Source organism: Arcanobacterium pluranimalium, assembly GCF_016907845.1.
GTDB lineage: Bacteria > Actinomycetota > Actinomycetes > Actinomycetales > Actinomycetaceae > Arcanobacterium_A > Arcanobacterium_A pluranimalium.
Genome location: NZ_JAFBCS010000001.1, coordinates 1,126,708 through 1,146,451 on the forward strand (window position 1 = coordinate 1,126,708; position 19,744 = coordinate 1,146,451).

Annotated in this window: 25 protein-coding genes; 19 read left to right on the forward strand and 6 right to left on the reverse strand. The window is 60.9% G+C overall.

What is annotated here, in order from left to right; genetic code table 11:
• Positions 1 to 115: 115 nt before the first annotated feature.
• Entirely contained in the window at positions 116 to 1,075 is a 960-nt protein-coding gene (locus JOD55_RS04770; RefSeq protein ID WP_204398933.1) for a hypothetical protein, read from the reverse strand.
• A gap of 166 nt (positions 1,076 to 1,241) precedes the next feature.
• Here JOD55_RS04770 and JOD55_RS04775 point away from each other — a divergent pair, with 166 nt between their 5' ends.
• From JOD55_RS04775 to JOD55_RS04800, 6 genes are all read left to right on the forward strand, one after another.
• Positions 1,242 to 1,817 (forward strand): P27 family phage terminase small subunit, encoded by a 576-nt coding sequence (locus tag JOD55_RS04775; protein WP_204398934.1) that lies wholly within the window; start codon positions 1,242 to 1,244, stop codon positions 1,815 to 1,817.
• Positions 1,818 to 1,900: 83 nt separating this feature from the next.
• A complete protein-coding gene (gene metK / locus JOD55_RS04780) occupies positions 1,901 to 3,091 on the forward strand; it encodes a methionine adenosyltransferase (RefSeq protein ID WP_204398935.1) in 1,191 nt (396 codons plus the stop codon).
• Complete coding sequence (locus JOD55_RS04785) at positions 3,063 to 4,313, forward strand: DNA methyltransferase (RefSeq protein ID WP_204398936.1); 1,251 nt, start codon at positions 3,063 to 3,065, stop codon at positions 4,311 to 4,313. The genes metK and JOD55_RS04785 overlap by 29 nt, the downstream gene beginning before the upstream one ends.
• Before the next feature lie 148 nt (positions 4,314 to 4,461).
• Complete coding sequence (locus tag JOD55_RS04790) at positions 4,462 to 4,647, forward strand: cell division protein (protein ID WP_204398937.1); 186 nt, start codon at positions 4,462 to 4,464, stop codon at positions 4,645 to 4,647.
• The gene (locus JOD55_RS04795; RefSeq protein ID WP_014320309.1) at positions 4,644 to 5,294 is read left to right on the forward strand and encodes a hypothetical protein; all 651 of its coding nucleotides are present in this window, start codon (positions 4,644 to 4,646) and stop codon (positions 5,292 to 5,294) included. Before JOD55_RS04790 ends, JOD55_RS04795 begins: the two co-directional genes overlap by 4 nt.
• Before the next feature lie 213 nt (positions 5,295 to 5,507).
• Positions 5,508 to 5,795: an Nmad4 family putative nucleotide modification protein gene (locus JOD55_RS04800; protein ID WP_204398938.1), complete on the forward strand. Its 288-nt coding sequence runs from the start codon at positions 5,508 to 5,510 to the stop codon at positions 5,793 to 5,795.
• A gap of 128 nt (positions 5,796 to 5,923) precedes the next feature.
• Here the strand turns inward: JOD55_RS04800 and JOD55_RS04805 are convergent, their stop codons facing one another.
• Positions 5,924 to 6,124 (reverse strand): hypothetical protein, encoded by a 201-nt coding sequence (locus tag JOD55_RS04805; RefSeq protein ID WP_204398939.1) that lies wholly within the window; start codon positions 6,122 to 6,124, stop codon positions 5,924 to 5,926.
• 104 nt (positions 6,125 to 6,228) lie between these two features.
• On the opposite strand from JOD55_RS04805, the gene JOD55_RS04810 reads away from it, so the two are divergent.
• Positions 6,229 to 7,827 carry a terminase large subunit gene (locus JOD55_RS04810; RefSeq protein WP_204398940.1) on the forward strand — a complete coding sequence of 533 codons (1,599 nt, stop codon included), beginning with the start codon at positions 6,229 to 6,231 and terminating at the stop codon, positions 7,825 to 7,827.
• A gap of 5 nt (positions 7,828 to 7,832) precedes the next feature.
• On the opposite strand, the gene JOD55_RS04815 is transcribed toward JOD55_RS04810, so the two are convergent.
• The 4 genes from JOD55_RS04815 to JOD55_RS04830 are packed head-to-tail and all read right to left on the reverse strand — an operon-like array spanning position 7,833 to position 9,971.
• Entirely contained in the window at positions 7,833 to 8,069 is a 237-nt protein-coding gene (locus tag JOD55_RS04815; RefSeq protein WP_013170737.1) for a thioredoxin family protein, read from the reverse strand.
• Positions 8,070 to 8,087: 18 nt separating this feature from the next.
• Positions 8,088 to 8,483, reverse strand: a complete 396-nt coding sequence (locus JOD55_RS04820) for an arsenate-mycothiol transferase ArsC (RefSeq protein WP_013170736.1) — start codon at positions 8,481 to 8,483, stop codon at positions 8,088 to 8,090.
• Between the two features lie 10 nt (positions 8,484 to 8,493).
• Positions 8,494 to 9,672, reverse strand: a complete 1,179-nt coding sequence (locus JOD55_RS04825) for a permease (protein ID WP_204398941.1) — start codon at positions 9,670 to 9,672, stop codon at positions 8,494 to 8,496.
• Positions 9,669 to 9,971: a metalloregulator ArsR/SmtB family transcription factor gene (locus JOD55_RS04830; RefSeq protein WP_204398942.1), complete on the reverse strand. Its 303-nt coding sequence runs from the start codon at positions 9,969 to 9,971 to the stop codon at positions 9,669 to 9,671. Before JOD55_RS04830 ends, JOD55_RS04825 begins: the two co-directional genes overlap by 4 nt.
• A gap of 119 nt (positions 9,972 to 10,090) precedes the next feature.
• On the opposite strand from JOD55_RS04830, the gene JOD55_RS04835 reads away from it, so the two are divergent.
• The 12 genes from JOD55_RS04835 to JOD55_RS04890 are packed head-to-tail and all read left to right on the forward strand — an operon-like array spanning position 10,091 to position 19,692.
• On the forward strand, positions 10,091 to 11,446 hold the full coding sequence (locus JOD55_RS04835; RefSeq protein WP_239538965.1) for a phage portal protein: 1,356 nt from the start codon (positions 10,091 to 10,093) through the stop codon (positions 11,444 to 11,446).
• A complete protein-coding gene (locus JOD55_RS04840; protein ID WP_204398943.1) occupies positions 11,443 to 12,357 on the forward strand; it encodes a head maturation protease, ClpP-related in 915 nt (304 codons plus the stop codon). The genes JOD55_RS04835 and JOD55_RS04840 overlap by 4 nt, the downstream gene beginning before the upstream one ends.
• 17 nt (positions 12,358 to 12,374) lie before the next feature.
• Entirely contained in the window at positions 12,375 to 13,598 is a 1,224-nt protein-coding gene (locus JOD55_RS04845; protein WP_204398944.1) for a phage major capsid protein, read from the forward strand.
• Positions 13,599 to 13,632: 34 nt separating this feature from the next.
• A complete protein-coding gene (locus tag JOD55_RS04850) occupies positions 13,633 to 13,947 on the forward strand; it encodes a head-tail connector protein (protein ID WP_204398945.1) in 315 nt (104 codons plus the stop codon).
• Between the two features lie 3 nt (positions 13,948 to 13,950).
• Positions 13,951 to 14,313, forward strand: a complete 363-nt coding sequence (locus JOD55_RS04855) for a phage head completion protein (protein ID WP_204398946.1) — start codon at positions 13,951 to 13,953, stop codon at positions 14,311 to 14,313.
• Entirely contained in the window at positions 14,282 to 14,719 is a 438-nt protein-coding gene (locus JOD55_RS04860; RefSeq protein ID WP_204398947.1) for an HK97-gp10 family putative phage morphogenesis protein, read from the forward strand. The genes JOD55_RS04855 and JOD55_RS04860 overlap by 32 nt, the downstream gene beginning before the upstream one ends.
• On the forward strand, positions 14,716 to 15,060 hold the full coding sequence (locus tag JOD55_RS04865; protein ID WP_204398948.1) for a hypothetical protein: 345 nt from the start codon (positions 14,716 to 14,718) through the stop codon (positions 15,058 to 15,060). The genes JOD55_RS04860 and JOD55_RS04865 overlap by 4 nt, the downstream gene beginning before the upstream one ends.
• Positions 15,061 to 15,078: 18 nt before the next feature.
• Positions 15,079 to 15,675, forward strand: a complete 597-nt coding sequence (locus JOD55_RS04870) for a major tail protein (RefSeq protein ID WP_193326972.1) — start codon at positions 15,079 to 15,081, stop codon at positions 15,673 to 15,675.
• A gap of 12 nt (positions 15,676 to 15,687) precedes the next feature.
• The gene (locus JOD55_RS04875; protein WP_204398949.1) at positions 15,688 to 16,098 is read left to right on the forward strand and encodes a hypothetical protein; all 411 of its coding nucleotides are present in this window, start codon (positions 15,688 to 15,690) and stop codon (positions 16,096 to 16,098) included.
• A gap of 17 nt (positions 16,099 to 16,115) precedes the next feature.
• Positions 16,116 to 16,292 carry a hypothetical protein gene (locus tag JOD55_RS04880; protein WP_007000817.1) on the forward strand — a complete coding sequence of 59 codons (177 nt, stop codon included), beginning with the start codon at positions 16,116 to 16,118 and terminating at the stop codon, positions 16,290 to 16,292.
• Positions 16,293 to 16,318: 26 nt separating this feature from the next.
• Entirely contained in the window at positions 16,319 to 19,006 is a 2,688-nt protein-coding gene (locus tag JOD55_RS04885; RefSeq protein WP_204398950.1) for a phage tail protein, read from the forward strand.
• Positions 19,006 to 19,692 (forward strand): hypothetical protein, encoded by a 687-nt coding sequence (locus tag JOD55_RS04890; RefSeq protein WP_204398951.1) that lies wholly within the window; start codon positions 19,006 to 19,008, stop codon positions 19,690 to 19,692. The genes JOD55_RS04885 and JOD55_RS04890 overlap by 1 nt, the downstream gene beginning before the upstream one ends.
• The last annotated feature ends 52 nt before the right edge of the window (positions 19,693 to 19,744 follow it).

Genomic DNA, 19,744 nt, shown 5'->3' on the forward strand with positions numbered 1-19,744 from the left:
GCGTTTGCTCCTCAGCGGGCGGGGCCAACCGCGCACAAAGTCACCGAATCAAACAAGGTATTGACCGCGGCAGGAAGACGATCCCGAACCGGTCCTGTAGGTTGGCTGAGGGATCTTAGAGAAGATGTAAAAAATCGTGCCGGATCGTGAACATTGGCTCGTCCCAGTCAAAGCCAGTTATACGAAGATGCGTATCGAGAAGGTTTGATACGTGCAACCGAGCTTTCTGCTCAGCATCTTGGCTTAGGCTGTTTTCTCCTGAGGGGAGAGAGTCCAATGCTCCACGGAAATCATTCCACCATTGCGGAAAATTGGCTTGGGTATTTGCGTATCGCAATCTGCTTAAATCGAGTGGTCGTTTCTTGCCGGAATATCTCTCGTAGGCTGCACAGTAGGCCAGTTGTTTGAGAGCTATCAGCGTCTGGGAGCCAACATCGAATACAAGTTTTCCGACATCTAGGTGTTCCTGGTACTCAGTCACGACTCGAATGAGGGAATCTTCTAGCCAAATAACGCTTTCGGAAGGGTTCCAGTCGGCTTCTTGCGGGTCGATAAGACGCAGCGAGCCAAGTTCTGCTCGATATTCGTCGATAATTGCCGCAGCTGATGAGATGAGATTTGTAGCTTTCCAGCTACCGTCTAGAGGCGGAGCACCAGATTCACCACGTTGGTACATGGAGACGTGGTTCATCTCGTGAGCGATGGTGCGTAAGAATACGACAGCAGGGTCAGGATTTGTTTGGTAATCAAGCGCAAGCTCGAATATGTCTGCGTGAAGAAGAACTGTCATGGTGTCGCCATCTTGAATCGTCTTCCCTCCGACGACACCAATACCTCGCAAAAGATCATAGGACTTCGCCGCTTCGGTGTCGCCCAACCTTGTTTTTGTTGATTCCACAAAATCACCGGTAATCACAAGGTTTGTTTTGCTCGGATCTTCAGCGATTTCGGTGGCCAGATTGATGCAGATCATCAGAAACTCTGGGAGCGGCGATGAGCTGCTAATGAATTCAGCTAGTTCTGGTTTGATCGATTCAAAATAAACATTTACAAGATTGGTTTCAGACTGGGGCATGGGTGTCTTTCTCTTAGTTAGGTACGTGACGATGGGGGTATCGCACGAGAGCAGCATGCCCTGTCTGCGATGCATCCATACTTAAACGTATCAAGATGTTCCGACATCTCCGTTACTGCTTCCGGCACCCGACGCGACCCCCAAAACAAGCGTAAAAGAGGAAACGATGGCCAAAGACGGCACCAACCGTGGCGGACGCCGCGTGCGAGCTGGCGCGAAACCTGAAGCACTCAACGAGAAGCTCGCTGCAGGTCGACCTGCCACCAGGCTCGCCACTCCAGTTGAGCTCGACGTGTTTGATCTGGATGGCACCGATATCAGGGACGGCGCGGTGCTGGGTGGTGAGCCGATGCCAGAACCAGACGATTACCTAAGCGCGGAGCAGCGTGACGGTAAACCACTGGGTGCTGATCTGGTGTACAAGGAAACCTGGGAGTGGTTGGATGCGCGTGGTTGTACGGAGTTTGTTTCGAAGCGTCTGATTGAGCTGTATGCGCAGGCGTTTGCTCGGTATGTGCAGTGTGAGCAGGCGATCTCGAAGTTCGGTCTGCTCGGTAAGCACCCGACAACGGGCGCGGCGATCGCCTCCCCGTTCGTAGCCATGAGCCAGAGTTTCGGTAAGCAGGCGAATGTGTATTGGTACGAGATTTTCGACATCGTGCGTGCCACGTGTACCACTGATTATTCGGGTGCCACGCCCGGTGATGAGATCATGGAGCGGCTTTTGCAAGCCCGCTCCTAACCAGTTCATGTCTTTTCAGGTTTCGGCCTGCCCGGTTCTCGGGTGGGCCTTCTTCGTATTCGCGTGTTGAAAGGAGCCTTCGCGTGGGGGTTGTTCGAAGTGCTGAATCTGTGTGTATTGGCCATCCTGACAAGCTGTGTGACCTGATCGCTGATCAGATACTTGACGATATCCTCGCCGTCGATTCGAATGCGCGGGTGGCGGTTGAGGTGATGGCCACCGGCAGGCGCATTGTTGTCACGGGTGAGATCACCACCGCGATCAAGCCGAAGCTGCGCGCTTCGACCAGGGCGAAGCTGCGCAAGGCGGGCTATAACCCGAACAGGTTTGTGATCTATGTGTGGGTGCGCCGCCAATCAGCAGATATCGCAGCAGGGGTGACCACCTCTGTTGAGGCCCGTGCCGGTGACGAGTCGGCTTACGCCACGCTCGGTGCGGGCGATCAAGGCACCGTCTACGGGTATGCGACCAACGAGACCGCTCAGCGTCTGCCGTTGCCGCTCGTGCTCGCCCACAATATCTGCCTTCGCCTCGACCAGGCACGCGGCGAGGGAACGATCGCAGGTATTGGCTCTGATGGTAAATCCCAGGTCTCGGTGGTCTATGACGAGCTGGGTATCCCGGTGGGTATTGACACGGTGGTGGTCTCGATCCAGCATGATGCTCACAAAGACCCAGAGGTTCTTGAACGCGAGGTGCGCGCGCTGGTCGTTGCTCCCGCGATTGACAAATACCTGCCTGGAGCCACGCCTGAACGTGTGTTGGTCAACCCGTCGGGACGGTTTGTGACCGGTGGGCCCACCGCTGATACCGGGCTGACCGGGCGCAAGCTTATGGTCGATACCTACGGTGGGCTCGGCCCGCACGGCGGTGGCGCGTTCTCGGGTAAGGATCCCTCCAAGGTCGACCGGACGGGCGCGTACATGGCGCGCCTGATCGCGAAAACCGTGGTGGATGCGCGCCTGGCCGAAGAATGCCACGTCGCTATCTCCTATGCGATTGGTAAGGCTGACCCGGTCGCGTTCCACATCGACACCTTCGGCACCGGTGAGCACCCGGACTGGCTGCTCACCGACGCCGCCCAGGCGATCTTCCCGCTGCGCCCGGCCGCGATCATCGAACGGCTCGGCCTTAGAGCCCCCATCTACGCGAAGCTTTCCACCTACGGGCACATGGGTCATGGCCTGAGCGAGTGGGAATGGACGCTGCCGTTTACCGACAAGCTCACCACGGAGGTGACCCGCCGTGCTCATCAAGCAGCTACCCATCAGTGAGCTCAAGCCCGCCGACTACAACCCGCGTAAGGACCTGAAGCCCGGGGATGCGGACTACGAAAAACTCAAGCGGTCGCTCACCGAGTTCGGTTACGTCGAGCCGGTGATCTACAACCACACCACCGGCCACGTCGTCGGCGGCCACCAGCGCCTGAAAGTGCTCGCTGATCTTGGCCACACTGATGTTGACTGCGTGGTCGTCGAACTGGACGAGACCCGCGAGAAGGCGCTCAACGTCGCATTGAACAAGATCAACGGCGACTGGGATGAATCCAAGCTGGCCCTGCTCATCGCGGACCTGGACGCGGCTGACTTTGATGCCGAGCTCACCGGCTTTGATGACGATGAAATCGCCCAAATGATTGGTTCCCTCGACGATGACGAGGTCACCGATGACGGCTTCGATCTCACGAAAGCGCTCGAGGCCGCATCATTCGTCCAGCGCGGGGACATTTGGACTGTCGGCAGGCACCGGCTGGTCTGCGGGGACGCTACCAACGCAGACGATGTCGCGGTGCTCATGGATGGCAAGAGCGCGAACCTGGTGCTCACCGACCCGCCCTACAACGTGGCCTTCGAGTCCTCCGATGGGCTCACGATCAAGAATGATGCGATGAAGGCCGACTCGTTCTACGAGTTCCTGCTCGCCGCGTTTACCAACATGGCGGGTGTTCTCGACAAGGGTGGGTCGGCGTATGTGTTCCACGCCGACATCGAAGGGCTGAACTTCCGCAAGGCGTTCATCGACGCCGGGTTCAAACTCTCCGGCTGCTGCATCTGGGTCAAAGACTCCCTTGTCCTGGGACGCTCGCCGTACCAGTGGCAGCACGAACCGGTGCTCTACGGGTGGAAGCAAGGTGCCAAGCACAAGTGGTTCGCTGATCGGAAACAGACTACGATCTGGAACTTCGCCAAGCCGCGAAAGAACTCCGACCACCCGACTTCTAAGCCGCTGGACCTGTTGGCCTATCCGATCCGCAACTCCACCCAGGCAGGCGCGATCATCCTCGACACGTTTGCTGGCAGCGGTTCGACGCTGATGGCCGCCGAGCAGACCGACCGCATCGCGTATTGCATGGAGTTGGACGAGAAGTACGCCTCGGTGATTCTGCGCCGCTACGCCGAGGCGACCGGGGACGCGGCCGGGATCACCTGCCAGCGCGACGGCACCCAGTACACGTATCTGGATCTGGTCAAACAGGTTGACCGCAACCGCGAATAAAACCCCGCAATATGCAGGGAAAACAGGGGCGTGAAAATGAGCCGTTGATGAGGGCAAAAACGACTGGATAAGCGGAAAAACGTATGGCTGTATGTACATGACCGAAAGCACCCCCACACCTGGGGGAACCGAGCGAAAAGGACTGGTCATGAGTGAATTACACATCGAAATCAGCGAGCTCATCGCAGCCGGAGTCAACGTCTACGACCCCGAGGAAACCCTGCGGGTTGCCACGGCACGCGGCTACCAGCTGGTGGTGCGCGTGATCGAGTGTGACCCGACGCGTTTCCTCAGCATGGTGGCCGCCTGGTTCGAGAAGGAGGTCGTGGCATGAGCATCCTCGCCTTCACCCCGCACAAAACGGGCAGGAAAAAGCTCGCCCAGCTTCTCGCCGATCACCTTGGCACCGAGGCCACCTATCTGGGCACGCCCTCGTTTGCCTACCAGATCGCAGACGCCACGCTGGATCGGGACTGGACCCTCTACCTGCCAGATGGTATCGAGGCGCAGGCCGTGCTCGAGTCCGCACACAAGGCGGGCTTTGAAACCGCCGACCCGGGCGAGGTGGCGTTGACGGTCACGATGCCCACCACCGGGTGGAGTGAGCGCACTCGCGCCAACCTCGAAGCGCTCCTAGCGGCCAAAGGGCCACTGATCGCCAAGGCCCTGGGCATCCCGGCCACACCCGTGCAGTTCAACGATGACGAGACCGTCTCGTTCCCGTGGTGTGAGTCGATTACGCCGGAGACGGCACGCGAGGCGGTGATCCCGCTTGTGGCAAAGCTCTGCCAGCGCGCCCAGGAGGCAACCCGGATCCGATCCACGCCGCCTGCACCGGGCAATGACAAGTACACGATGCGCTGCTTCCTGCTCTCCCTGGGCTTCATCGGCCCCGAACACAAGCAGGCACGCCGCATCTTGCTGGCAGGCCTGGAAGGCGACGCCGCCTGGCGCACCCCGGCAAGCAGGAAGGAGAACTGACGCATCAATCGCAACGCCTGACCTGCTGGCACCCGGAAACCCTGCCACGAGCGGGGTTTCCCCTCGTCACAAGCCTTGATTCTCCACGGTCTCCGAGTGCTGTAGATCCCAAAAAATAGTGCCTGATCTGGGCAAATACGACTGGATAAGCGCCCGCACCTATGGCTGTATGTACATGACAAAAGAACAGCCCCTCAGGAAAGGACAACAGCCATGAACACCACCGAGAAGCTCACCACCGAAGCCCTGCAGATGCGCGTCGACTCCTACGGGGCGATCCTCGCACACGGCGACTACACGCTGGCCACCTTCGCGACCTGGACCAAGAAAGACGGCTACGGCAACAGCGCCCAGGTCTACCGCCTCATCGAAGCCCCGATCGATGGCTTCGGCCCGAACGCACGCGGCCGCAGCGAATGCGCCCTGGAGCTCATCGCCGAGGCCGACCACCTTTTCGCAGACGCCGGGCATGCTATCGCCTGGGCCCTGACCCAGGTCTAACCCACGTACCAGACGGCCAAGGAGGACACGGACGATGGACGCCACCCGGAACCTGATCACCAACCACTTAGAAATCCCCGCCGACGCCGCCCCGCACGGTGACATCCAGGCCACCGCCGAGATCCCCTTCAGCGTCCTCGACGAGCTCGCCGAGGAGGTCGGGGCTGAAGATCCCCGTCCGCACGCTCAGCCGCATCGGCTGGCACTACACCAAAGCCGAGCAGATCATCGCCCTGGCCAGGAAGCGCGGCCTGTCCGATTGGCGCTACGGCGGCTTCGACACCGACCAGGTCATCGCCGACTTCCGCGCCACCTACTGCTAACCCCACGCGCCGCCCCGACCACCCCAACGGGCAGAGCCTGGCCCTGCACGATTCGTTTCGCCCCATACGGTTGGGGCTTTTCTTATACCCCAGGAAGGAGCACGCCCGTCATGGCCGCCAGTTACACGCCGACCCGGTTCATGGCAGACGGCTCCACCTACAACCAACGCAAAGCTGATTTCGCCGTGGCGTTCATTCAGGCGCTGCGCCACACCAAAGGCCGCTGGGCAGGCACACCGTTCACACTGCTGGGTTGGCAGGAACAGATCGTGCGTGACCTGTTCGGCACCATCAAGCCCGATGGCTACCGCCAGTTCACCACCGCGTATGTGGAGATCCCCAAGAAGCAGGGCAAGTCCGAGCTGGCCGCTGCGATCGCGCTGCTGTTGACCTGCGGGGACGGGGAGCAAGCCGCCGAGGTGTACGGGTGCGCGGCCGACCGGCAGCAAGCCAGCATCGTCTTCGAGGTCGCCGCCGACATGATCCGCCAATCACCGGCCCTATCGAAGCGGGTGAAAATCCTCAGCAGTCAGAAGCGGATCATCTACAAGCCGACCAACAGCTTCTACCAGGTGCTCTCGGCGGAGGCGTACTCCAAGCACGGGTTCAACATATCCGGGGTCGTCTTTGATGAGCTGCACACTCAGCCCAACCGGGCCCTGTTCGACGTGATGACCAAGGGCTCGGGTGATGCGCGCACCCAGCCGCTGTACTTCCTCATCACCACCGCAGGTACCGACACCCACAGCATCTGCTACGAGCAGCACCAAAAAGCGCGCGACATTCTCGCGGGCAAGAAACACGACCCCACCTTCTACCCGGTGATCTACGGCGCGGAGCTGGACGATGACTGGACGGATGAGGCGGTCTGGCACAAAGCCAACCCCTCCCTTGGGGTCACCGTGCCGGTAGACAAGGTGCGGGCGGCGTGCAACTCGGCTCGCCAGAACCCCGCCGAGGAGAACTCGTTTCGCCAGCTGCGCCTCAACCAGTGGGTGAAACAGTCCGTGCGGTGGATGCCCATGCACATCTGGGACGCCTGCGCAGACCCGGTAGACCTAGACGAGCTGGAGGGCAGACCTTGCTACGGCGGGCTGGACTTGGCCTCCACGACGGATATCACCGCGTTCGTGCTCGTCTTCCCGCCCTACGGGGATGACGAGAAGTACCGGATCGTCCCGTGGTTTTGGATTCCCGAGGACAACCTCAAGCTGCGGGTGGCACGTGATCACGTGCCCTACGACCTGTGGCACAGCCAAGGGTTCCTGGAGACCACGGAAGGCAACGTGGTCCACTACGCCCACATCGAACACCACATCCAGTCCCTTGGTGAACGCTTCGATATCCGGGAGATCGCGTTCGACCGATGGGGTGCCGTGCAAATGTCACAGAACCTGGAGGATGCCGGATTCACGGTCGTGCCGTTCGGGCAGGGCTTCAAAGACATGTCCCCACCAAGCAAGGAGCTGATGAAGCTGGCGTTGGAGGGCAGGTTGGCGCATGGCGGGCATCCGGTGCTCGCCTGGATGGTCGACAACATCCATGTGCGCACCGACCCGGCCGGCAACATCAAACCCGACAAGCAGAAGTCCACCGAGAAGATCGACGGCGTGGTCGCCACGATCATGGCACTCGACCGCTCCATCCGACGCGCAGGCGACCACACCAGCGGCAGCGTCTACGACGAGCGCGGGCTACTCGTGCTCTGATCTGTTTAGCGGTTCGTGAGTAGTTGGGCAATTTCGTTTGCTTTAGGGACTCGTCCGGAGACGACGACCTCGCCGTTGATGACCAGTCCTGGTGTTGACATGATGCCATAGGACATGATGTCTGCATAGTCGGTGACGTGCTCGATATCGGCATCGAGGTTCAGATCAGCGATTGCTTTACGGGTTTGCTTCTCGAGGTTGACGCAGTTCCTGCATCCGGGACCGAGGATTTTGATGTTCATTGTTTCACCTTTCGTTGTCTATGAATGAATGCGTTTGAGTAAATCGTCGACACGCTGCTGGATGTCATCGCGAATCCGACGCACCACGTCAAGAGGTTGACCAGAAGGGTCGTCAACTGGCCAGTCCTCATAGTGTTTTCCGGGGAAGATGGCGCAAGTTTCCCCACATCCCATGGTGATCACCCAGTCAGATGCTTGCACGTCGTGAGGTTCTAGACGTTTCGGTTTCCCGTCGGGTTCTAAACCCATTTCGCTTAGAACCGTGAGTACTTCCGTATGGAGTTTGTCAGCGGGCTCTGTTCCGGCGGACAATACCGTGATGTTTGGGTCGGCCTTGGCGCGGGTGATCGCGGCTGCTAGTTGTGAGCGTCCCGCGTTTTGCCGGCAGGCGAACATTATTGTTACGGGTTTCATGAGACTTCCTTTAGGCATAGATGATGTTGAAGAGGTAGCCGACGATGATGATGCCGACAGTGACACTTCCGAAAAAGAGTGCCAGCAGCTGGGGCTTCATGACGCGACGTAGCATGATTCCCTCGGGGATAGACAGTGCGATTGCTCCCATCATGAGTGACATGACGGTACCGAGCGGCATGCCTTTCGCCCAGAGTGCCTCTCCGATGGGAACAACTCCACCGCCGTTGGCGTAGAGCGGGACTCCCAATATGGTTGCCAATGGCACGCCGAGTGGATTATCTGGTCCCACATATGTGGCGAAGAAGTCGGCGGGAATCCAGCCGTGGATCGCGGCACCGATTCCTACGCCAACGATGACCCAGATCCACACTTTGCTGAATATGTCTTTGGCTTCTCCCATAGCCGCGTTGACACGTTCTTGCAGTGTTGGGACGTGGCCGCCAGCTCGGAGCTTGGCGACTTTGGTGTCGAATACTGACTGGTTGACCCATTTATCAAGCTTGAAAAGGCTCAATACCCAGCCAATGGCGATCGCGATGAGGGAGCCTGCGATGAGATAGGCAACAGCGATGTCCCATCCGAATTGAGCTCCGATAAGAATCGCAGCGGTTTCGCTCACCAGTGGTGATGCGATCAGGAAGGTCAGTGTGATGGATAGCGGAATCCCGGCTGCTACGAACCCGATGAACAGTGGAATTGAAGAGCAGGAGCAAAATGGGGTGATGACTCCTAAGGCGACAGCCGTCACCAAGCCAAAGAATAGGCCCTTGCCTTCGAGGAAGTCGCGCGCCTTGTCCATATTGAAACTGGCGCGCAGCATTCCGATGACAAACATCAATCCGGTCAGCAGCAGCAGGATCTTGACCGTGTCATAGAAGAAGAAGTGCAATGATCCCGCTAGGCGCTCCTCGAGGTTCATTCCCAGGAGTGAACCGAAGAACCAGTTCCACCACGGCTCATTAGCAAAGTACAGGCCAACCCACACAAGTGCGGCAACGAGAAGCTTGCCCCACAGTAGCGCATTCGGCTGACGTCTACCCAGCGGGGTGAGAGTCGCTGCATCTTCGCGAGGCTGCTCGGAGTCTATCGACGCCGCATCTTGATTGGATGGTTGTGAACAGCGCGAGATTGCGATGTTTTTCTGCTGAGAGTTGCTCTCGCCTGCGTTGCAACCTTGCTCGCTCATTTATCTTCTCCTCCTTGAGTCTGAGGGTTTGGCAGTGCCTGGTGCAGCCGCTCAATCGCGTCAGGCGTGAGCGAGTAGTCCACCCACCGGCCCCGTCGTTCACCGATGACCAACCCGCAATCACGCAGAACCTTCAAGTGGTAGCTCAACAGGTTGTCAGGGATCGGTGGCTGGGTTTGAAAATCGCAGACACACGAACTGCCCTTGTCAGCAAGTTGTTGCAGCAGGGCTAGCCGGATCGGATCAGCTGCTGCGCTGAGCAGTGCAGCAGCCTCCCCAACTTGTTCTGCGTTGTTCACAATCTCACACTCACTTCAGTCAATATTGAACCAATACGGTTTGAAGTGTACGCCTAGCGGGGAGCCAGTGCAAAGCAACGAACCATCCTCATCGTCGTTCACTCGCAGGAGGTGTCCCTATGGGTTTTCTTGATTGGCTGCGTGGCACGAACAACCGGCCTGTGGAGGATCATGCGATCAGCTCGGGCTATGGCTTCTTCTTCGGTGGCACCACGTCGGGCCGTCCGGTGACGGAGCGCTCGGCGATGCAGATGACGGCCGTCTACTCGTGCGTGCGCATCCTGGCGGAGGCGATCGCCGGGTTGCCGTTGCATGTCTACCGGCAGGGCGCGGACGGGTCGAAGGTGAAGGCTCTCGACCATCCGCTCTACCGACTGCTGCATGACGAGCCGAACCCGGAGATGACCAGCTTCGTGTTCCGGGAAACGCTCATGACCCACCTGCTGCTGTGGGGCAACGCCTTCGCCCAAGTGCTCAGGAACGGGCTGGATGAGGTGATCGGCCTGTATCCGTTGATGCCGAACCGCATGACCGTCGTACGCGACGAGCAAGGCCGCCTCTACTACGAGTATCAGCGCACCTGGGATGAACCGGCGGGCCGCTTCGAAACCGTGCGCCTGTCGCCGCATGAGGTGTTGCATATTCCCGGCCTGGGCTTTGACGGCCTGGTCGGCTACAGCCCGATTGCAATGGCGAAAAACGCCATCGGGCTGGCGCAGGCCACCGAAGACTACGGCGCGTCCTTCTTCGCCAACGGTGCCGCCCCTGGTGGGGTGTTGGAGCATCCGGGCACGATCAAAGACCCCGCCCGGGTGCGCGAGTCGTGGCAGGCGACGTTCGGCGGGGCAAGGAACGGCAACAAGATCGCTGTGTTGGAGGAGGGTATGAAGTACACGCCGATCTCCGTTTCGCCAGAGCAGGCGCAGTTCTTGGAGACGAGGAAGTTTCAGATCAACGAGATCGCCCGCATCTTCCGCATCCCGCCCCACATGATCGGCGACTTGGAGAAGTCCTCGTTCTCGAATATTGAGCAGCAGTCGTTGGAGTTCGTGAAGTACACGCTCGACCCGTGGGTGATCCGCTTCGAACAAGCCATCACCAAAACCCTCCTCGCGCAACGCGAGAAGCCGACGTTGTTCGTGAAGTTCAACGTCGAAGGGCTGCTACGCGGCGACTATGTGTCCCGCATGAACGGGTATGCGGTCGCCCGCCAGAACGGCTGGATGTCCGCGAACGACATCCGCGAGCTTGAAAACCTCGACCGGATCGACCCCGAGGCCGGCGGTGACCTGTACTTGGTCAACGGCAACATGCTGCCACTCGGCCTCGCCGGAGCCTACGCCACCACCCAACCCACCGACGAAGGCGAGCCCGACCCACCGGAGCCTGACGAGGCCGACCCACCTGACGGGCAGCCGCCACCTGATTCTGTACCTGCGTCTGATGAGCGATTTTTGAGGAGGACACGATTGTGAGACGTTTCTGGAACTGGCTCCCACCCGAGCCAACTACCGATGACCCGGATGCTGGCAGTGTCCGGGTTTTGCGTATTAACGGGCAGATCGCCGACGAATCCTGGTTCGACGACGACATCACCCCGAACCTGTTCGCCCGAGAACTCAACGCTGGCACTGGGCCGGTGACGATCTGGCTCAATTCGCCTGGCGGGGACGTGGTGGCCGCCGCCCAGATCTACAACATGCTGCTCGACTATCCCGGACCGGTCACCGTCAACATCGACGGGATCGCCGCCTCCGCCGCGTCTGTGATTGCGATGGCCGCCGGAACGGTGGCGATGACACCCGTGAGCATGTTGACGATCCACAACCCCGCCACGCTGGCTGTGGGTGACAAGGACGAACTCGCCAAAGCCCTGTCCATGCTGGAGTCCGTCAAAGAATCCATCGTGAACGCCTATCAGCTCAAGACCGGCCTGAGCCGGGCGAAGCTGAGCAAGTTGATGGATCAAGAGACGTGGATGGACGCCCGCGCCGCCATCGACCTTGGTTTCGCCGACGAGCTGCTCACCGGTAGCCGCGATCCCATCTTCGACGCCGACAAGAAGCCCGACGAGGACGACGAACCCGAGTCCGACACGCCTGACACCGAGCCTGACGAGCCGGATGAAGACAAGCCCGACGCTGAGCCGGATGAGGACGACGGCAAGCCTGCCAAGAAGGGGCCGCCGTTCCCACCCAAGAAGAACCGCACGGGCGGTGTGGTGTTTGCCCGACGCACCTCGGAGCAGCAGCTCGTCGCCGCCTGCACCCACCACCAACCGGACAACCTGCCTGGTGTGCCCGTTCCTGTTTCTGTTCTGCCTGCTGGCTCTCGTGGTCGGCGGGTTGCTGATTTGTACGCCCAACTGACCAACCGAGTCCACTGAATGAAGGAGAACCTCTTATGTCCACGATGACGATTTCTGACCTGCGCACCAGGCGCGCCCACATTTGGGATCAGGCCAAGGCGTTCCTTGACGAACGCCGCGACACCGCCACCGGCTGCCTGTCCGCCGAGGACGACCAGACCTACGCACGCATGGAAGCCGACATTGAACGGCTGACCGGCGAGATTGCTCGCGCTGAGCGCGCTCAGCGTCTGGATGCTGATCTTGCCCGGGCTACGAATGCGCCGCTGATCTCGATGCCCGGCCAGACCGGAGATGAGAGCGAAACGTCCAAGATGGGTCGCGCTTCCGCGTCCTACAAGCGCGCCTTTTGGGATGCGATGCGGCTCAACGCCTCGCCTATGGAGGTGCGTAATGCCTTGTCGGAAGGGGTTGATTCTGAGGGCGGCTACCTGGTGCCGGACGAGTTCGAGCACACCCTCGTGCAGTCCCTGGCTGAGCAGAACATCATGCGAGGCCTGGCTAACGTCATTCAGACCACCTCGGGTGATCGTAAGATCCCGGTCGTGTCCACCCACGGCAGCGCTGGCTGGCTCGATGAGGGCAAGCCCTACACCGAATCCGACGAGACCTTCTCCCAGATCACGCTCTCGGCGTTCAAGCTCGGCACGTTTTTGAAGATCAGCGAGGAACTGCTCGGCGATTCGGTCTTCGACGTCGAGGCCTACCTCGCCGCCGAGTTCGCTCGCCGCATCGGTGCCGCTGAAGAGGAGGCGTTCTTGGTCGGTGACGGCAAGGGCAAGCCGACCGGCATTTTCGATGCCACCGGTGGTGGCATCTCGGATGTGACTACCGCGAAGGCCGCCGACATCACCGCCGATGAGCTCATCGACCTGCACTACAGCCTGCGCGCACCGTATCGGGCTCGGGCGGTGTGGCTGATGAACGATGCCACCGTCAAGACCGTGCGCAAGCTCAAGGACAACCAGGGCCAGTACCTGTGGCAGCCAGCACTGACCGCTGGTGCTCCGGACATGATCCTGGGCAAGCCGGTGCACACCTCCACGTTCGCCCCCGGGATCAAGGCGGGCGCGAAGACCGTGGCGTTTGGTGACCTGTCCTACTACTGGATCGCTGACCGGCAGGGACGCTCGTTTAAGCGCTTGAACGAACTGTTCGCCACATCCGGCCAGGTCGGTTTCCTCGCCTCCCAGCGTCTGGACGGAAAGCTCGTCCTGCCCGAGGCCGTCAAGATCCTCACACAGAAGGCCGGAGCCTAAAACCCCCGCACGCAACGAATAGGAGGTGGCAGCCATGAACCACTGGCTCATCGACCAGGTCAAAGCCAACCTCATTCTCGACCACGACGCCGACGATGAGCTGATCGCCAACCTGGTGGATGCTGCCACCTCCTATGCTTGCAGCTTCCAGCACCTACGAGGCGACTACTACGAGACTCACGAGATGCCCGGTTCGACCCGGCAGGCGATCGTGATGCTCGCCAGTCACTTCTACGAGTCGCGTGACGGGTCCACGGCCGGGTTCTGGTCCGACAAACCCGATGCCGCCAAGGCCATGTGGGCCGCGGTGAACACGCTGCTGCGCCTTGAGCGCGAATGGAAGGTCTAACCCATGGCAGGTATCGGCAGTATGCGAGAAACCATCGACCTCATCACCTCAGTGGCCCGCAGGGATACTGCGGGATTCACGGGCAGTAGCGAGCAGGTGGTCGCCTCGGTGCGCGCCTACCGGGAGATGAGGCACGCCAGCTCAGCGTGGGTCAACCGTGCCGCCTACACGCAGGCCACCGTCTTATTTCGTATCCGCGTGATCCCCGGGCTCACCGTCTCGGAGGTCATGCACATCGCCGCTGCCGATGGCCGCTACGTCATCGACACCGTCGAGCCCATCGGCGGCTACATCGAGATCCTTGCCCACCGTCTGCAACCGGAAGGAACCCACCATGGCACGCGTCCAGATCCGACTCCCCAATAAGTACATCGACAAACTCGAGGCCACCTCACGCCTGCTGGACACTGCAGCCGACGAAGTGCTGACAGCTGGCGCGAACGTGGTCGAACCACGCATGAAAGCCAACCTCGCATCCGCGATCGGGCGGGCGACCACGATGCCGTCCCGCTCAACCGGCCAGCTCATCGGAGCCCTGGGTGCCACCAGCGTGAAAGTCAACTCACGAGGCGACCACAACGTCAAAGTCGGTTTCGCCGAAAACCGCCGCGACGGCAGATCGAATGCGCTGATTGCCAACGTGTTAGAGCACGGCAGAAGCAACCAGCCCGCCCGCCCGTTTCTGGCACCGACACGCTCTCAGACCAGACGGAGTGTGGTGGAGGCGATGAAAACCGTGCTGGCATCCAAACTCGACGGGATCAGACCATGACCGTCCAGCTGCTGGAAACCCTCACCATGATTGCTGACCGGCTTGATCTGCCGATCGCGGTGAGCTTGTTTAGCGCCTCGCCCGCACCAGTGACCTATCTGGTTGCCACCCCGATCGGCGACACGCTGGAGGTGTTCGCCGACAACACCCCGAGCGTCGAAGTCGAAGAAGTCCGCCTCTCCCTGTTCACAACTGGCAACTACCTGCCCTGGCGCGACACGCTCACCCACGCGCTCGTCGACGCGGGGCTGGTGGTCACCGCCAGGCGCTACATCGGCTTCGAGGACGATACGGGCTACCACCACTACAGCTTCGATATCAGCTGCCACCACCCGTTTTAACGAAAGGACGCAATCCCCATGGCCACGATTGGTCTTGACAAGCTCTACTACGCCACGATTACCGAAAACCCCACCACCGGCGAGGAAACCTACGCCAGCCCGAAACCACTGGCCAAAGCGATCTCAGCGGAACTGTCCGTCGAGGTCGCCGAGGCGATCTTGTATGCCGACGATGGGCCCAGCGAGATCGTCAAGGAGTTCAAATCCGGCACGCTCACCCTCGGCGTGGACGACCTGGGAGCAGAAGCCGCAGCGGCACTGACCGGTGCCACCCTGGATGCCAACGGGGTGCTCATCTCGTCCTCGGAAGACGGCGGCACACCGGTAGCGATCGGGTTCCGTGCCGCCCGCTCCAACGGCACCTTCCAGTACTTCTGGCTCTACCGCGTTAAGTTCGCCCTGCCAAGCACCACGCTTGCCACCAAGGCCGACTCGATCACGTTCTCCACCCCGAGCATCGAGGGCACGATCCTGCGCCGCAACAAGCCAGACGCGAAGGGCCGCCACCCGTGGAAAGCCGAAGCCACCGAAGGTGACCCCAAGGTTAAGGCCGAGATCATCACCGGCTGGTACAAGTCCGTCTACGAGCCCGCCGCCACCAGCCCCGGCAAGTAAAGGAGCACCTCCATGACTGACACACCATCGATTGATGCTGCCGGGCGCAGTGCGACCGTGACGATTGGTGGGAGCGAGTACGAGCTGGTGCTCACCACCAAGGCCACCCGGCTAATCGCCGAACGCTACGGCGGGCTGGACAAGCTCGGAGCCGCGTTGGAGACCTCCGAGGACCTCGGCCAGACACTGACCGAGGTGATCTGGCTGATCACGCTGCTGGCCAACCAGTCGGTGCAGATCCACAACCTCACCCACCGTGACAACCCGCGCCCGCAGTTGACGGAGGACGAGGTGGAGTTGCTGACGGTTCCTGCCGATATCGCCGACTATCGCGGTGCGATCGCCGAGGCACTGCAACGCGGGACCCGCCGTGACATCCTCACCGAGCCAGCCCCAAAAGCGAGCCCGGCAGCGGACGGATAGTCGAATCCGACCGGGCAGTGTTCACCCGCCTGACCTACATCGGTTTAGCCCACCTCGGCCTTCGACAGGACGAGGTGGGCCTGATGGTCTTTGGTGAGCTCCTGGACCTGGTGGACTGCTGGCGGATCGAGACAGGACGAGCGAAACCAGCACGGGTGTGGTTCATCGACGACATCATCCCGCCCGGCATCTAACCCCACTGACAGGCAGGTGAATCCTCATGGCTGACTCATCGTTTGGTCTCAAGATCGGTCTGGAAGGTGAACGCGAGTTCAAGCGGGCCATCACCGACATCAACCGTGAGATGCGGGTGCTGGGCTCGGAGATGAAACTGGTGGCCTCCCAGTTCGACAAGAACGACAAGTCCACCCAGGCACTGGCCTCCCGCAACCAGGTGCTGACCAAAGAGATCGAGACCCAAAAGTCCAAGATCGAAACACTCAAGGTCGCGCTGGAGAACTCGGCTGCGTCGTTTGGGGAGAACGATTCGCGAACGAAGAACTGGCAGATCCAGCTCAACAACGCCGGAGCTGAGCTCAACGAGCTGGAAAAAGAGCTCAAGGCCAACAATGATGCGCTCGGCGAGTTCGGGGACGAGGCCGACGGGGCAGGCGATGATGCGAAAGACGCCGCCAAGGATGCCGGGCATTTGGAGGACGCGGTCGATGATCTCGGCGACGAGATGGACGACACCGGGGATAAGACCCGGATCTTCGGGGACGTGCTCAAAGCGAACCTGGCCGCCGAGGCGATCGTCGCTGGTGTCAAGGGCATCGGCAGGGCGATCGCGAGTATCGGTCGGGGTATGGCCGATGCGTTGAAGGACGGGGTGGAGTACAACGCCCGCATGGAGCAGTACACCACCAGCTTCACCACGATGCTCGGCGATCAGGCAAAAGCCCAACAGCTGGTCAACGACCTGAAAGCTCAGGCCGCGAAGACCCCGTTCGGCATGGAGGATTTGGCGAAGAACACCCAGACCCTCATGGCGTTCGGTATCAGCGCTGACGAAGCTACCCGCAGACTAGGCCAGCTCGGTGATATCTCCCAAGGTGACGCGCAGAAGATGGAGTCACTGACGTTGGCGTTCGCCCAGATGTCCTCGACGGGCAAGCTGACAGGCCAGGACCTCAACCAGATGATCAACGCCGGGTTCAACCCGCTGGAGGAGATCTCCCGCAAGACGGGCAAGTCCATCGGCGAGCTGAAAGAGGAGATGGCCAAGGGCGCGATCAGCGCGGACATGGTCGCTGACGCGTTCGCTTCGGCAACGGAAGAAGGCGGCCGTTTCCACGGGGCGATGGAAGCCCAGTCGAAAACCTTCACCGGCCAGCTCTCTACCATGCGCGACGGCATCGACAACCTCAAAGGCCTGCTCGCCCAAGGGCTGACCGACGCGCTGGCTGGCACGGTCATGCCGATGGTCAACGGGTGGATCGATGAGCTCACGACAGCCTTCGAGCAAGGCGGAGCCCCAGCGTTGATCGACAAGCTCGGCGAGATCCTACAAGAAGCACTCGCGTTCATCGCAGAGCAACTGCCGATGGTCGTCGAGACCGGCATGTCGATCCTGACCGCGCTGCTGGAAGGCATCATCGAGGTGTTGCCGTCGGTTGCTGAGACAGCGGTGATGCTCATCGTCGCACTAGTGGAGGCGATCATCGAGGCGCTGCCGTCACTGTTGGAAGCAGCCCTGCAGATCATCACCACCTTGGTCACCGGTATCGGTGAGGCACTCCCGGAGCTCATCCCTGCGGCCGTGGAGATGATTGTCGCCCTGGTCCAAGGGTTGGTTGACTCTTTGCCGATGATCCTGGAAGCCGCGTTGCAGCTCATCCTCGGGCTCGCACAGGGCCTGCTGGAAGCGATCCCGGTGCTCATTGAGGCACTGCCGCAGATCATCACCTCGATCGTGGAGTTCCTGGTCGGCGCGATCCCGCAGATCATCGAGACCGGTATCGCGTTGTTGACCTCCCTGGTCGAAGCACTCCCGGAGATCATCACCGCGATCGTGACGGTGCTGCCACAAATCATCACCGGCATCATCACCACGCTGCTGTCGGCCCTGCCGCAGCTGATTGAGGCTGGCGTCAAGCTACTCACCGCGCTCATTGGGGCGCTGCCGCAGATCATCAGCACGATCGTGGCCGCGCTGCCGCAGATTATCGCAGCGATCGTCTCGGCGATCGGTGGGGCGATCCCGCAACTGGTCATGGCAGGCGTTGAGCTGTTGACCGCGTTGATTACGAACCTGCCGCAGATCATCTCGACCATCGTGGCGGCGATCCCGCAGATCATCACCGGGATCGTGGGCGCGGTCGGTCAAGGGGTCGGCCAGATGGCCTCTGCAGGCAGCGACCTGGTGCGGGGCTTGTGGAACGGCATCCAGTCGCTGGCGGGCTGGCTCTGGGACAGGGTCACGAGCTGGTGCTCCGACATTTGGGACGGCATCACCGGCTTTTTCGGCATCAACTCGCCGTCCAAGGAAATGGCGTGGGTCGGTGACATGCTCACCCGAGGCCTGGCCGGAGGTATCGAAGACACCGGAAGCCGAGCAGTTGCAGCCGCCGAGGACGTTGCCGCCGACACCCTGGAGGCCATGAGCAGGCTCACCAGCGGTATCGACGTGCCGATCACCGCCAGCCTGGACCCGGTCGATCTGACCCCAACCCACCTGCAACCACCGCCTGCAACCACCACCAGCAGCGCTGTCGGCCAGGAGGCAGGGCGCGGGCTCGAGGTGGCGGGCATCGTCGACCAGACCGCCCGGGCACTGCTGGAGGCCATGGACATCAAGGTCGTGCTCAACGACGGCACGCTGGTGGGCAAACTCGCCCCAGGCATCAACCGCCAGCTGGCCCGTATCAACTCCCACCACACGGTGCTGGCCACAGGAGGAGGCGTTTGATGCACGGTTTCACACTCGACAAGACAGTGTCCTCAACGTCGCTGGGCCTGAGGCTCACCGGCCCGGTCGACCTACCGGTGGCCGAGCGGGCCGCCGACGATATTGAGGTGGCGGGCAGGGCCGGGACGCTGACCCGCCTCGGCGGCTGGCACGACACGTCGATCACGTTGCCGCTCGCCATCACAGGCGGCCTGGCCGCCTACCACAAGGCCACACTGGCGCTGACCCGGGCGGCAACCATTCACCTGTCCCACCAGCCCGGGGCGTTCCACAAGATCAAACACGCCTCCATCAGCCCACTGCGCACGGACATGTCCTCGTGGGGATTCTTCGAGGCACACCTGGCGTGTGAGCCGTTTAGCTACCTCGACTCCGGGCTTGTCACCCACACGCTCACCGCCTCCGGGCAGATCACCAACCCCGGGCTCGTGGATGCAGCCCCGATCATCACGATCAAGGGCACCGGGGCGCTAACGCTGACGATCAACGCAGCCACCTACCGTGTCCAGTCACCGGCAGGGCAGATCACCCTGGACTCGGCCCGGCTTGTCGCACACGTCGCGGGCCGGGTGCAAACCGACGCGGTCACCGGCACGTTCCCGATCCTCACCCCAGGGGTCAACCGGGTCAGTCTCGGTAGTGGCATCTCCAAAGTCGAGATCACCGGGAACTGGCGAAACCCCTAACCAGGCCCATCTCTTTGCTCCCAGTGCGCCCGTAGCCGATTGTTTTCGGCTG